The organism is Lentibacillus halodurans (genome assembly GCF_900112045.1).
GTDB classification, from domain to species: domain Bacteria; phylum Bacillota; class Bacilli; order Bacillales; family Amphibacillaceae; genus Lentibacillus; species Lentibacillus halodurans.
The window spans coordinates 232311-246231 of the sequence record NZ_FOJW01000001.1; the positions used below are offsets into that span (position 1 = coordinate 232311).

Annotated in this window: 13 protein-coding genes; 11 read left to right on the forward strand and 2 right to left on the reverse strand. The window is 42.4% G+C overall.

Translation table 11 applies throughout. The features are described from left to right. Positions 1-44: 44 nt before the first annotated feature. Positions 45-1295 (reverse strand): Y-family DNA polymerase, encoded by a 1251-nt coding sequence (locus tag BM195_RS01220; protein ID WP_090232400.1) that lies wholly within the window; start codon positions 1293-1295, stop codon positions 45-47. A 1287-nt stretch (positions 1296-2582) separates the two neighbouring features. Here BM195_RS01220 and BM195_RS01225 point away from each other — a divergent pair. Beyond that, positions 2583-2978 carry a transposase gene (locus BM195_RS01225; protein ID WP_090232402.1) on the forward strand — a complete coding sequence of 132 codons (396 nt, stop codon included), beginning with the start codon at positions 2583-2585 and terminating at the stop codon, positions 2976-2978. 181 nt (positions 2979-3159) lie between these two features. On the opposite strand, the gene BM195_RS01230 is transcribed toward BM195_RS01225, so the two are convergent. Further along, positions 3160-4074, reverse strand: coding sequence for an aldo/keto reductase (locus BM195_RS01230; protein ID WP_090232403.1), 915 nt, complete (start codon positions 4072-4074; stop codon positions 3160-3162). Positions 4075-4373: 299 nt separating this feature from the next. On the opposite strand from BM195_RS01230, the gene BM195_RS01235 reads away from it, so the two are divergent. The 10 genes from BM195_RS01235 (at position 4374) to BM195_RS01280 (ending at position 13918) form a co-directional block, all read left to right on the forward strand. Next, positions 4374-4919 carry an NUDIX hydrolase gene (locus BM195_RS01235; RefSeq protein ID WP_090232406.1) on the forward strand — a complete coding sequence of 182 codons (546 nt, stop codon included), beginning with the start codon at positions 4374-4376 and terminating at the stop codon, positions 4917-4919. A 3-nt stretch (positions 4920-4922) separates the two neighbouring features. Further along, positions 4923-6095 (forward strand): endonuclease Q family protein, encoded by a 1173-nt coding sequence (locus BM195_RS01240; protein ID WP_090232408.1) that lies wholly within the window; start codon positions 4923-4925, stop codon positions 6093-6095. Positions 6096-6209: 114 nt separating this feature from the next. Continuing rightward, positions 6210-6851 (forward strand): stage II sporulation protein M, encoded by a 642-nt coding sequence (gene spoIIM / locus BM195_RS01245; RefSeq protein ID WP_090232411.1) that lies wholly within the window; start codon positions 6210-6212, stop codon positions 6849-6851. Positions 6852-6961: 110 nt separating this feature from the next. Then, on the forward strand, positions 6962-7426 hold the full coding sequence (gene fur / locus BM195_RS01250; RefSeq protein WP_090232413.1) for a ferric iron uptake transcriptional regulator: 465 nt from the start codon (positions 6962-6964) through the stop codon (positions 7424-7426). 322 nt (positions 7427-7748) lie between these two features. Next, positions 7749-7958: a YqzK family protein gene (locus BM195_RS01255; RefSeq protein WP_090232416.1), complete on the forward strand. Its 210-nt coding sequence runs from the start codon at positions 7749-7751 to the stop codon at positions 7956-7958. A gap of 5 nt (positions 7959-7963) precedes the next feature. Continuing rightward, on the forward strand, positions 7964-8860 hold the full coding sequence (gene xerD / locus BM195_RS01260) for a site-specific tyrosine recombinase XerD (RefSeq protein ID WP_090232419.1): 897 nt from the start codon (positions 7964-7966) through the stop codon (positions 8858-8860). A gap of 440 nt (positions 8861-9300) precedes the next feature. Beyond that, positions 9301-10479: a phosphopentomutase gene (deoB, locus tag BM195_RS01265; protein WP_090232421.1), complete on the forward strand. Its 1179-nt coding sequence runs from the start codon at positions 9301-9303 to the stop codon at positions 10477-10479. A 14-nt stretch (positions 10480-10493) separates the two neighbouring features. Continuing rightward, complete coding sequence (locus tag BM195_RS01270; protein WP_090232424.1) at positions 10494-11321, forward strand: purine-nucleoside phosphorylase; 828 nt, start codon at positions 10494-10496, stop codon at positions 11319-11321. Between the two features lie 12 nt (positions 11322-11333). Next, on the forward strand, positions 11334-12638 hold the full coding sequence (locus BM195_RS01275; RefSeq protein WP_090232427.1) for a pyrimidine-nucleoside phosphorylase: 1305 nt from the start codon (positions 11334-11336) through the stop codon (positions 12636-12638). Positions 12639-12742: 104 nt separating this feature from the next. Next, a complete protein-coding gene (locus BM195_RS01280) occupies positions 12743-13918 on the forward strand; it encodes a D-alanyl-D-alanine carboxypeptidase family protein (protein ID WP_090232430.1) in 1176 nt (391 codons plus the stop codon). Positions 13919-13921 lie beyond the last annotated feature (3 nt).

Sequence of the window (13921 nt, forward strand, 5' to 3'; positions counted from 1 at the left end):
GTTCTTTCCTGCTCCGGCATCCGACTTTCAGCCTCTGAACGCCGTTATGCCTGGTGCCCGCCGATTTTGCTGCTCCGTCCGATGGTGATCCCCGCCTCGGTATAGCTGGATGCCCGGAGTATAGCAGTCGATCCGTATTTATCACGGATGGCATCCATGACATAGCCAATGTCTTTTTTCTTCGGCCTGTCATCAAAAAGGTCCAATTGCGTTTCACCGTCTTCGTACAGGTTATCAAGGGTTACATAGACATGCCGGATGTTGCTGGTGCCATCATAAAATTCGTGGAACAGCTGCATACAGACATCGTACACATCCATGGTGATGTTGGTCGGAAGCGAAACAGATCGTGACCGACTGAAACCGCCACTTGTCTCTTTGGCATATGAAATGCCAAGGTGGATGGTTTTGCCGGCCTGATTGGCATTTCTCGCCCGCCGGCAGGCCTCTTCACATAAATCAAGAATGCAAATGGCGACCTCATCCCCGGAGTAATCACGCAATAACGAGATGCCATGACCGAAGCCTTTTTGCTCGGTTTTGGTGAAGTTGCCGAAAACAGGACTTAAATCAATTCCCCAAGCATGCCAGTAAAGCTGTTCGCCTATGATGCCGAACCGTTTGGTCAGCTGTTTCAGAGGAAAATTGGCCAGCTGTCGGAGCTTTACAATGCCCATCCGGTTTAAATTGCGCTGCATCCGTCGGCCGATTCCCCAAACGTCCTGTACCGGGAACGGCCACAATTTTTCCTGAACGTCTTCATATGTGCATTCCGCAATACCTTGTTTTTTAGCGTGCAAATCCATGATCACTTTGGCAAGGAACTTATTATCGCCTATTCCAATGGAGCATGTAATCCCGAAGCTTTCCAAAATATCCCGTTTGATGGCTTTCGCAACCTGCCACCGGTCACCGAACAATTTTTCCAGCCCGTTTACTGTCACCCAGACTTCATCAACCGAATACTGGTGAATCGCTTCTTTTGGGACATATTGGTTAATCAATTTGGTAATTTCCATCGATACCTGTAGATAATCAGCCATGTGTGCCGGTGCAATGATGATATCCGGATCTTTGGGAAGTTCGAAAAACCGACTGACATTGCTGATGCCATGCTTTTTCTTCAGTACCGGGGAGGCAGCCAGGACGATGCTTCCCGGCCTGTTGACATCTCCAACGACGGCCAGCTGGACGGTCATCGGATCAAGTCCGCGTTTGACTGCTTCAACACTGGCATAAAAGGAACGCATATCAATACAAAGAACATCATTCCGCGGATAATTGGAATAATCCAATGTTTACTCACCCCATTAAAGGAACGTTTGTTCTGTTATTATATGCTTCCTGGTGAGATATTATCAATGGAAATTCATGTCATTGTTTGGAAGGGATCATCTTTCACTGCTATAATCGTATCCGGACGCCAAAAAAGAGGTTGAGACACATTAAAACGTTCCACGCTAAAGACGAGTGTTTACAGGGCAGGAAGTGCAGCATTTTACTTTTTAACAGTCACATTCCTTATTGATCGTTGATACCAATTGCGAACGCGTGACAATTTGTCTTGGTGCAGCCTTCCTCCAACCTGATTTTAGTTGCGTGCGATCATTCACTTCGGCAGCATACTGCGCTTTCCATAGGCGTCTCCGTATGCTGCCTCCGCTCATGTTGGGGTGCTGATTGTTGGAAGAAAAGAACTTATAGAACGATATTCATTGAACTTGGTGTCACCTGATGAGAACACGATTCTAAGCTGTGGAAAAATGCGACACGCCTGAGGGAACAGCGCGAACCGAAGATCAACTTTGCCAAGTGTGTTTCTTGCCAAAGTTAGCTGAGGCCGTGCCCCCGGAAAGGGCGTATTTTTCCTCGGCGACCATCATGCACTCACCAACAAAAGCATGGAAGCAAGCAAAACTAAGACCAAGTTACTTCTCCGTTTATCGATCATGCGCAACAAATTTTCAAACATACCTCAAAAGATACATCCGAACTGTTCCAATCATAGTGGAATCATCGTTCGGATGTATCTTTGGCTTATATCCTTTTGTCTCAGCCTTGTATATTAAGTACATGAGGTTCGCTGCCTCCTATGCTTTTTTAGTATAGTAATTTATACTAAAAGCAACGCTGTGGATTAGTACCCCTAGCCTACAGTACTTTTTTAGTAACTGGTTTTTAGAGAATCTAACCACAGCTCTTTGTTTATCTGTTAATTAGTTAGATAACGCGAGACGTTTGATTTCACACAAGGATACAGGGCAAGGAGTGCGTGGCTTGAAAGCACAGCGTAATAATTAATTTGAAAGGAGTAACCAATGATCTATGTGGGTGTTGATGTAGCCAAGTATAAGCATCAGGTCGCAATTGTTGCCTGGGAGAATTGCGCAGGCTCATGGAAAAACACTTTCAAGATTTCTGGGAGTAAACAACAGTCGACTTCAACCCCAAATGCTTAAACAACTAGCGAAAGAAAGTATTGGCTACTATTCTGAAATCACAGCGTTCGAATTAGTGCAAACCATCGAACAAATCTATTTGTATGATAGGCAAATAAAAAAGCCGATAAGAGGATTCAAGGAATGATGGATACACTCGATTCACCAATCGTAACCATTCCCGGAATTTCTTATCGACTCGGCAATATAATCATAGCAGAAATAGGCAATATTCACAATTTCAATAAACCAAGTCAGTTATTGGTCTTTGCAGGCATGGAACCCTCCATTCATCAGTCTGGTAAATATGAAGGATCTGGAAAAATGGTAAAACGCGGATCACCGCATCTTCGTTGGGCGATGTATCATGCATCGCGGTTAATTGCCATTTATTCACCAACGTTCAAGACATATTATGAGAAAAAACTAGCTGAGGGTAAGCACTATAACGTGGTACTCAGCCATGTATCGAAGAAGTTGATAAGAGTGATATTCCAATTGCTGCGAACGGGTGAACCTTATAAAGAAATTATTCATTAATACAATAAACCCAAATGTTTCCACTATGAAGTATAGCTTGATGATTAAGTTAAATATTAATAAATCATCAAGCTTATTTGTCATGCCAAAAATCTTGACTGAAAAAAATCAAATTCATTATTGACTTTATCTAGTTAGTCTCTCTTTTAAATTAACTTTCGATTGTAGCTGCAACAGGGGACTACCGGTGTTTGGTGTATTGAATGGCTTTTGTGATTTCCTGTATTTTTCTGTATGTTTCATCTGTTAACACCATGTGTGCAGAAGAGGTATTTTCCTCAACTTGCCCGACCGAGCTTGCACCAAATACAGCACTTGCAATGGCGGGATGCTTCAAAACATAGTTTAATGCAAGAGTATTCAGCGAGCGATTGCCACTTATTTGTTCAATTTGATGATGAATGGTTTTCAATTCATCATACGAATAATCCATAAAGCCATCTTTGCCTTTTTTCTCAATTTGCTCATGAGCTTGATTGCTGAAAATTCCTTTTGCTAATGGACCCCTGGCCAGGACACTGATATTGTTTTCATGGAGAAGATCCAATATGTTTTCTTCCGGACGGCGGTCAAGCATATTATACTGCATCATCACCGCATCAATGTTTGAACGCTGCACATATTCACGGATGACGTTTGGGCGGATGGATGAGATGCCATATGCACGGATGAGTCCTTCCTGTTTCAGGTTTTCCAATGCTTCAATTGATTCATCGATCGGATCGTCAATTGTGCCGCCGTGCAGCATGTAAAAGTCGATATAATCAGTACCTAGCCGGTGAAGGCTATCTTTAACCCCCTGTTCAATATGCTCTCTGGATGGATCCCAGAACCAGTCCTGCTTTTCTTTATTAAAGTGATTGCCGACCTTTGTCGTTAAAATAACCTGACTCCGTTTGCCTTTAATCGCTTCACCAACGATTTTTTCATTTTGTCCAAAATCGTACAGGTCTGCCGTATCTAGATGATTGACGCCGGCATTAAGTGCACGGTCAATAATCTCGTTTGCTTTTTGGCTGTCAGTTCCTAGCGACATACAGCCGAGCGTCAGTTCAGAAACATATAAATCCGATTGTCCCAGCTGGTTCTTTTTCATCGTATCACTCCAATATAGTATTTGTAACTTCATTGTAAAAGCGTAATAGTACCAAATACAATTATTTAACGTATGTGCTAAAATAGAAAACAGTATTTTTACAGGACTGTTTTTTAAAAGGTTGTTGCTTTTCCCATAGGCGTACCTCATGAATCGCAGTTGACACACACGCAGACTCCTGCGGGAAAGCGAGCCTAAGAACCCCCGCACGAGGGAACGAGCGAGGCGGCTCGTGGGGAAGCCCGTGGAAAGCGAAGACAACAAAACGATACGAAACTTTTACAAAAGGGATGTAATCCATGAAAAAATTTGAAGAAAAAACGATCCGAACCGAAACCATATATGACGGCAAAGTCGTGAAACTGCAGGTGGATGATGTCACATTGCCGGACGGGAAAACGTCTAAACGGGAACTGATCAAACATGCAGGTGCAGTAGGCATCATTCCGATTACAAAAGATCATAAAATTGTTTTTGTCGAGCAATACAGGAAACCGCTGGAAAAATCACTAGTGGAAATTCCGGCTGGGAAACTGGAAGAAGGGGAAGATCCGTTAGTGACGGCACTGCGTGAATTAGAGGAAGAGACCGGCTATACGGCAAGCTCACCGAAGTTCATTACGTCATTTTATACATCACCAGGTTTTGCTGATGAAATCATGTATCTGTATATGGCCAAAGATCTGGAACCAATTGAGCATCCTGCTGCCGGTGATGATGACGAGTTTATCGAATTGATTGAATTGACACTTGATGAGGCAAAGCAATACGTGAAAGACAAAAAGATCCACGATGCGAAAACCAACTACGCTATATTGTATTTACAGACACTTGAAAGGATGTAACCGATGCTGCATTCGTTTTTTGCTGATATGCATATTCACATTGGCCGGGATATGTACAACCATCCGGTCAAAATTACCGGAGCCAAAACATTAACTCTGACAAACGTTCTAAAGGAAGCAAGCCGCAATAAAGGAATCCATATGGTCGGGGTAATCGACAGTCATGCGCCCGCTGTGCAGCAGGAGATAAAGGGCCTTATGAAAGCAGGTCATGCTCATGAGCTGGATAACGGGGGCATCCGTTTTGAAAATGTCACCCTGATACTCGGGTCGGAAATCGAAGTTTATGATAAAAATTGCCAGGGTCCCATTCATGTCCTGTGCTTCTTCCCAACCATGGATAACATAGCAAGTTTCTCGGACTGGCTGATAACGAAAATGAAAAATATTACATTAAGTTCCCAGCGTTACTACGGTACGGCAAAAGAGCTGCAGTATAAAGTTAAAGAGCTTTCAGGCATATTTATTCCGGCTCATGTGTTCACCCCCTTTAAAAGCATGTATGGAAAAGGCGTACATCAATCATTAAGCGAAGTATTTGATCCGGATTTAATCGACGGGATAGAACTGGGGCTCAGCTCGGATACAGCCATGGCTGATCAGATCAGCGAATTGCATGATTTTACATTTTTGTCCAACTCCGACGCCCACTCATTGCCTAAAATCGCCAGGGAATACCAGGAGATCATGCTGGAAGAGCCTTCGTTCAAAGAATTTAACTGGGCATTGCACAATGTAAATGACCGGCAGGTAAAACGAAACTTTGGGATGAATCCATATCTCGGCAAATATTATACGACCGTCTGCAGTCAGTGCCTTGAGCCGTTATCTGTTGATGCGGCCAAATGCTATAAATGTGGATCAACGAAAATTGTCAAAGGTGTGTATGATCGGATTCAAGAGTTAAAAAGTGATGATCGAGACAAAAGGGATCGCCCGCATTATTTATATCAGGTTCCATTAGAGTATTTGCCGGCACTCGGTCCAAAGACATTCGCTAAGCTGCTGGAGCACTTTCAGACGGAAATGAATGTGATTCATCATGCGACGTTTGCTGAGCTGAAAAAGATTATACCTGAAAAACTAGCAACATCCATCATCAAAATGAGAGAAGGTAAATTGTCCATTAAAGCCGGAGGTGGCGGAAAATACGGAAGTATCACGACGTCTTTATAAACCATTAAAAAATAATTTGGTATGTTTGCATGGAATTCTTCATAGCTTTTACTAGAGGCTGTTCAACAGGAAAACAGATGCTGGAACAGATATTACGAGTAATGGAGGATTCCGATGTATAATAAACGCACACTATTAATCGACCATGTAAAAGAACACGCTACCATTTATATTTTTATGATGATCCTGTTTTTGACTGGTGTAATATTTGGTGCCATCATCGTTAACAGTATGGATTTTGTTCAGAAGCAGGACCTATTCTTTTACCTTGAACGCTTTTTCGGTGATATAGCTGATGAAGAACAACTTAACAGCAATGAAATACTGAAAAGCAGTTTTTTTTATCATGTGAAGTATCTTTTTATGCTGTTTGTTTTAGGATTATCTGTTATCGGGCTCCCTGTTGTATGGATTTTACTATTTTTAAAAGGTCTGGTTGTTGGCTTTTCTGTCGGTTTTATCGTTAATCAGCTCGGACTGGATGGACTTTTTTTGGCTTCACTTTCAATAGCGCCTCAGAATTTATTGGTTATTCCGATTTATATCATTGCAGGCAGTCTGTCCATGCTTTTCTCCCTGACATTATTAAGAAAGCTTTTTTCACGCAGAATTTCCCAGCCTATCCTTCAGCCTTTTGGAAAATATGCGGCGGTGTTCGCTTCATTAATGGTACTTTCCCTGGCTGCAGCTGCATTGGAGGCTTATATGGCAAATGAAGCAATGGAAATGTTAATTAAATCCCTTTATAATAACTAACTGATATTATATAATAATAATTATAAATAACAAATTATAATTATTATACTTTGACACGTTTCACCTGTGCGCATATAATGAAGTTGGGGATAATAGGGAGGAGAGTTGCCATGGAACACCGAATTGAACAGATAAAAAAGCAGCTTCATGCACAAAGTTATAAACTTACGCCGCAACGAGAAGCCACAGTCAGAGTGTTGCTCGAACGCGAAGAAGATCACCTGAGTGCGGAGGATGTATATCTGCTGGTAAAAGAAAAAGCACCTGAAATTGGGTTGGCAACTGTTTATCGAACACTGGAATTGTTATCGGAATTGAAAATTGTTGATAAAATTAATTTTGGTGATGGTGTTTCCCGCTATGATCTTCGCAAAGAGGGTGCAGAGCATTTTCATCATCATCTCGTCTGTACCGAATGTGGTTCCGTTGAGGAAATCATTGAGGATCTTCTGGGAGATGTTGAAAAAATAGTCGAAAAAAATTGGGGCTTTCAAGTAAAAGACCATCGATTGACTTTCCACGGGATTTGCAAGCAATGTCAGGAAGCAGCCGTTCAATCGACAACGACAAGTTAATGGAAACAATCAACCACACACCTTTTTCTTCACGAGAAAAAGGTTTTTTGTTTCAACATAAGCCATGTCCTGTTCGTCCGATAAGTTCTTTAGACAATCAGCAGGAAACAAGATATCCCTGAATTGAAGTTTCACAGATAGTTCTCATTTACATTTTACTTAAAATAGGTTATTTTGGTGAAAGCAGGACAATTCATGCCAGTTTCCCGGTATCATGTATATTGTCGCCCTTTTTTGGCATATCTTTACTAATAATGAGTGTTCAAAGATAGAATGTTTTTGAACTTCCTCCAGCGGATATGTAAAAGAGGTGACAAAACATATGAAACAACTGATATGGGATACTTTGAAAGTATTTATTATTTTCATAGCTTGTACATGCTTATTTTATATTGGCTTAAGGTACATGCATACCGAATACGAACAATTTCACCGGTACGACCCGCCGGAAGGACCATCTGTCAAAGTTTTTGAGACGGATGATGATAGTTTCATTGACCGGCTGAACTTATTCTTTCGTTTAGGGGAGTAATAACTATGCTCAAGCCTGCTTTTGATGATTTTTTCCATTATTTATTGGTGGAACGGGGTGTATCTGATAATACATTAAAATCTTATCAGCGGGATTTGAAAAACTATATGCAATATATTGAAAAAGTGAGCCTGAAATCTGGATGGAATGAAATCGGACGGCCCGACATTATGGGCTTTTTGCACAAACTGAAGGAAGATGGCAAATCCCCTGCCACCCTTGCACGAACGATTTCATCAATCCGGTCATTTCATCATTTTCTCATCCGGGAACAGCTGGTGGATCATGATGCAAGTATACATATCGAAACACCGAAAAAAGAACGGAAATTACCTGCTGCATTATCATCACAGGATGTGGATGCTTTATTAAAAATCGACGGGAACACGCCATTAATCATTCGTAATAAGGCGATGCTTGAATTAATGTATGCCACGGGATTGCGCGTTACGGAATTAGTGTCCTTAAAAGTGAGCGATCTTCATTTAACAATGGGGTTTGTGCGTTGTGTGGGAAAAGGGTCAAAAGAAAGGATTGTCCCACTTGGTGATGTGGCCAAAAAGACTGTGGATAATTATTTGCAGAATGCCAGAGAGGGCCTTGTTAAACGGCGGCGCCAGGATCAAAATGCACTGTTTGTGAACCAGCACGGCAGACCGTTATCCCGGCAAGGCTTTTGGAAAATATTAAAAGGGATTGCACGGGATGCCGGCATTCAGAAACAAATTACGCCACATACGTTAAGGCATTCATTTGCAACACATTTATTGGAAAATGGTGCGGATTTGCGATCTGTTCAGGAAATGCTCGGTCATGCCGACATATCGACAACACAAATATATACACATATTACAAAAACCAGATTAAAAGATATCTACCAGTCGTATCATCCACGGGCTTAATTAAAAGGCTTTTTCGCAAAGAATGTTGTTATGCAACCGCAGCCTGAATACACGTGCTCGTCGCTTTCCGCGGGTGACCCGTGAGTTCGGGCCAATATGATGCTGGTCATGAGAGGCGCCAGCACACGACGTGTTGTTCTTAGCTTAATATACGCCTGCGGGGTCGCACCTTCGCCACTGTCTCGCTGAAGTCTGCGTGTGTTCAGAATGCGCAGAGCTTATAATGTATTTTTCCATCTTTTTTTCAAAAGCAACATATTTTTAGAAGAGAGCCATTTTAACATTATGACCACTTTTCTGAGTTCAGGGGCTTTCAGCAGGACTGAAGAGCATGCAACCATTAAGGTTTCGTGTCATTGTAGTTGTCAGACATCCTACAACGGTAATGATATAACATATTATGAGAGAAACAGGGAAAAACAATTACGGGAGGTATCATCATGCAGGAATTTAAACGTATATTTCTGATTGTTATGGATTCAGTCGGGATTGGAGAGGCACCGGATGCGAAAGCGTTTAACGATGAAGGTGCTGATACATTAGGGCATATTGCAGAACGTATGGATGGTCTGAATATGCCGAATATGGCCGAACTGGGCTTAAGTAATATCAGAGAAATAAAAGGGATTGAAAAAGCAGCATCACCAATGGCACATTACACAAAAATGCAAGAGGCTTCCAACGGCAAAGATACGATGACCGGCCATTGGGAAATTATGGGCTTAAATATTCAGCAGCCATTCCGGACATTTCCGGACGGTTTTCCGGATGAATTGGTCAACGATTTAGAAGCCAAAACAGGCAGAAAAGTCATCGGCAATAAACCGGCATCAGGCACTGCAATCATCGAAGAATTAGGCAAAGAACATATGGATACCGGTGCACTGATTGTTTATACATCTGCAGATTCGGTTTTGCAGATTGCAGCGCATGAAGAAGTGGTTCCATTAGAGGAATTATACAATATTTGCGAGATTGCCCGTGAACTGACATTGGATGAAAGATATATGGTCGGCCGGGTGATAGCGCGCCCATTCATTGGTGAACCTGATGCTTTTCAGCGTACAGCCAATCGTCATGACTATGCACTGAAACCATTTGGACGGACAGTAATGAATGAACTGGAAGATACCGATTATGATGTCATGGCACTGGGTAAAATTTCTGATATTTACGATGGTGAAGGGGTTACTGAAGCGATTCGTACCGCTGATAATGAAGATGGTATGACGAAATTGATTGATTCGATGGCAAAAGACTTTACGGGATTAAACTTTTTGAATTTGGTTGATTTCGATGCCAAGTACGGACACAGACGCGACCCGAAAGGATATGGCAAAGCGCTGGAGGCATTCGATGCGCGACTGCCGGAAGTCATGAACCGTTTGAATAAAGATGATTTACTGATTATTACGGCGGATCACGGGAATGACCCTGTCCATCACGGAACCGATCACACACGGGAATACGTTCCGCTGCTTATCTATCATACAAGTATGGACGAGGGCAAAGAGCTTCCATTAAGAGAAACATTTGCTGATATTGGTGCTACTGTCGCTGAAAACTTTCAAATTGAAATGCCGGAAAACGGCAAAAGCTTTTTAAATGATATCAAGTAGAAGGAGGCATCGTGATGGAGCAGTCTATGATCAAAGAAGCAACTGCATATATTAATGACAACTTAACGGAAGCACCCGAAATCGGACTGATTTTGGGATCCGGTCTTGGTGTTTTGGCAGAGAAAATCGAAAATCCGGTTACTTTTCCTTATAAAGATATACCCCATTTTCCGGAATCAACAGTGTCCGGGCATAAGGGACAGCTTGTTACAGGTGAACTGGAGGGGAAGCAGGTGATTGCGATGCAAGGACGTTTTCACTACTATGAAGGCTATTCCATGCAGCAAGTTACCTTTCCCGTCCGTGTCATGAAGGAATTGGGCATTCATTCAATCATGATTACCAACGCCGCTGGCGGCATCAACAAATTGTTTAAGCCCGGTGATTTAATGCTGATTACAGACCATATCAATAACATGGGGGATAATCCGCTGCTCGGACCTAATGACGAAACACTGGGTGAACGCTTCCCGGACATGTCACAGGTATATGATGAAGCCTATTTGCGTCATGCGAATGATTGTGCAGCAAGGTTAGGACTGAATGTTCAGGAAGGTGTTTATGTAGGGAATACAGGTCCGGCATATGAGACTCCGGCGGAAATCAACATGCTGCGGACATTCGGCGGTGACGCTGTCGGCATGTCGACTGTCCCTGAAGTGATTGCTGCAGAGCATGCAGGACTGCGTGTGTTAGGTATTTCCTGTATTTCCAATATGGCTGCTGGCATTCTTGATCAGCCGCTGACACATCATGAAGTAATCGAGACAACCGAACAAGTACGTGAAGATTTTCTCCGGTTTGTCAAAGAAATCATCCGTACACTACCAAATAATAGATAAAGGTGATTATATATGCGAATGTATGACATCATTGAAAAAAAACGTGACGGCGAAAATCTCTCAAAAGAAGAAATCCGTTTTTTTATCGATGGTTACACAAATGGAGATATTCCGGACTATCAGGTCAGTGCTTTTTTAATGTCCGTTTTTTTCCGGGATATGAGTGAAGCGGAACGAGCAGAATTGACAACTGCAATGGTTGAGTCCGGTGACCAGGTTGATCTTTCTGCCATTTCCGGGATAAAGGTTGATAAACATTCGACAGGCGGGGTCGGTGATACGACTACATTGATCCTTGCCCCACTGGTCGCTTCACTTGATGTTCCGGTAGCAAAAATGAGCGGGCGCGGATTGGGGCACACCGGCGGTACAATTGACAAACTGGAATCAGTACCGGGATTCCATGTGGAGATATCCAGTGAGGAATTTGTTGACCTTGTCAATCAAAACAAAGTTGCTGTCGTTGGCCAGACAGGCAATCTGACACCAGCTGATAAGAAGTTGTACAGCCTTCGGGATGTAACGGCAACGGTCAATTCAATCCCGCTGATTGCCAGTTCGATTATGAGTAAAAAAATAGCCTCCGGTGCGGATGCGATTGTTCTGGATGTTAAGACCGGTGCAGGAGCTTTTATGAAAGAGCTTGGTGATGCAAAAGAATTAGCTGAAGCGATGGTATCAATCGGCAACCGTGTCGGCAGAAATACAATGGCCGTCATCTCTGACATGAGTCAGCCGCTGGGAAATGCCATTGGCAATGCCCTGGAGGTCAGAGAGGCAATTGAAACATTGCAGGGGAATGGACCGCAAGATTTAACGGATCTATGTCTTGAACTTGGCAGTCAAATGGTCTTACTGGCAAACAAAGTGGATACATTGGATGAAGCAAGAGATCGGCTTGCCGAGAACCTGAACAATGGCAAGGCATTGGAACAATTTAAAGCATTTATTGCGTCACAGGGTGGTGATTCAACGGTTGCTGATCATCCGGATTTATTGCCGCAAGCATCTTATACGTTTGATTTGCCCGCTGAAAAATCCGGAACTGTTTCAGAAATCATTGCCGATAATATTGGAACAGCCGCCATGATGCTTGGTGCGGGAAGGGCTACAAAGGAATCTGAAATTGATCTGTCTGTCGGTATCGTACTCCGTAAAAAAATCGGAGACCCCGTCCAAAAGGGCGAGTCACTGCTGACTATTCATGCAAATACGTCTGCGGTGGATAACGTAAAAGACAAATTATATGCAAGCATTTCGATAGCAGACGAAGCTGTTGAAGCACTTCCACTCATATATGACAACATTACAGTGTAATCCATTTACGATTCGGACGCATGCTGATTTCAGTATGCGTTTTTTGTATAAGAACACATTCAAATGGCAATCCTAAAACTATATTGAATGTTGGAGGTTGAACAATGAAAAAGTTTGTTTTATTGACTAGCATTATATTTTCAATTCTACTTGCGCCATTTAGTGTGTTCGGTGAGGAGAATGCTGAGGAGGATGCGGATCAGGAACTGAATTTGGCTCCTGATACTCAATCGGCTATCCTGATTGAGCGTGATACCGGAAAAATGCTGTTTGATAAAAACGCACAAGAGAAACTGCCGCCTGCGAGTATGACAAAAGTTATGACTCTATTACTGATTATGGAGGCACTTGACGAGGGGAAAATTGAAAAGGATGAAACAATTCGTATCAGTGAGCGTGCTGCATCCATGGGAGGTTCCCAGATATTTCTCGAAGCTGGTGAAGAAATGAGTGTCGTTGATCTTCTTAAGGGTGTTGCCATTGCTTCCGGAAATGATGCAAGTGTTGCGTTGGCGGAGCGAATTGCTGGAAGTGAAAAAGCGTTTGTGGAACAAATGAATAAAAAAGCAGAATCCTTAGGACTGGAAAACACAAAATTTCAGAATTCCACCGGATTACCGGCTGAAAATCATTACAGTACCGCCCATGATATGGCGATTATGGCGAAAGAATTATTAAAATATGAATCGGTAACCGAATATACATCCATTTACGAAGATTACTTGCGAAAAGATGAAGAAAACGAATTTTGGCTTGTGAATACGAATAAGCTGGTTAAATTTTATCCGGGAGTTGACGGTTTAAAGACCGGCTATACAAATGAGGCCAAATATTGTTTAACGGCTACGGCAGAAAAAAATGATATGCGTGTGATTGCGGTTGTGATGGGTGCGGATACGACAAAAGAACGCAATGCGAACATTACCGGAATGCTTGATTATGCCTTCAATCATTTTGAAACGAAAAATTTATACGAAAAGGGTGAGACCATTACCACATTGGAATTATTGAAAGCAGAGGAAGAGTCCGTAAATGTGGTAACATCTGAATCAGTCAGTACGATTTACCGGAAAGGCGAAGAGGATAAGGATGTAACCGCGTCGGCCAACCTGACATCTGATCTGGAGCTGCCCATCAATAAAGGAGATCAGGTTGGTGAATTAATTATCAAAAATAATGATGAAATATTGTCGAAAACACCAATTATTGTTGATCATGATATCCAGAAAGCATCATATTTAACATTATTAAGACGGTCGGTGCAAAATATGGTGAAATAGAAG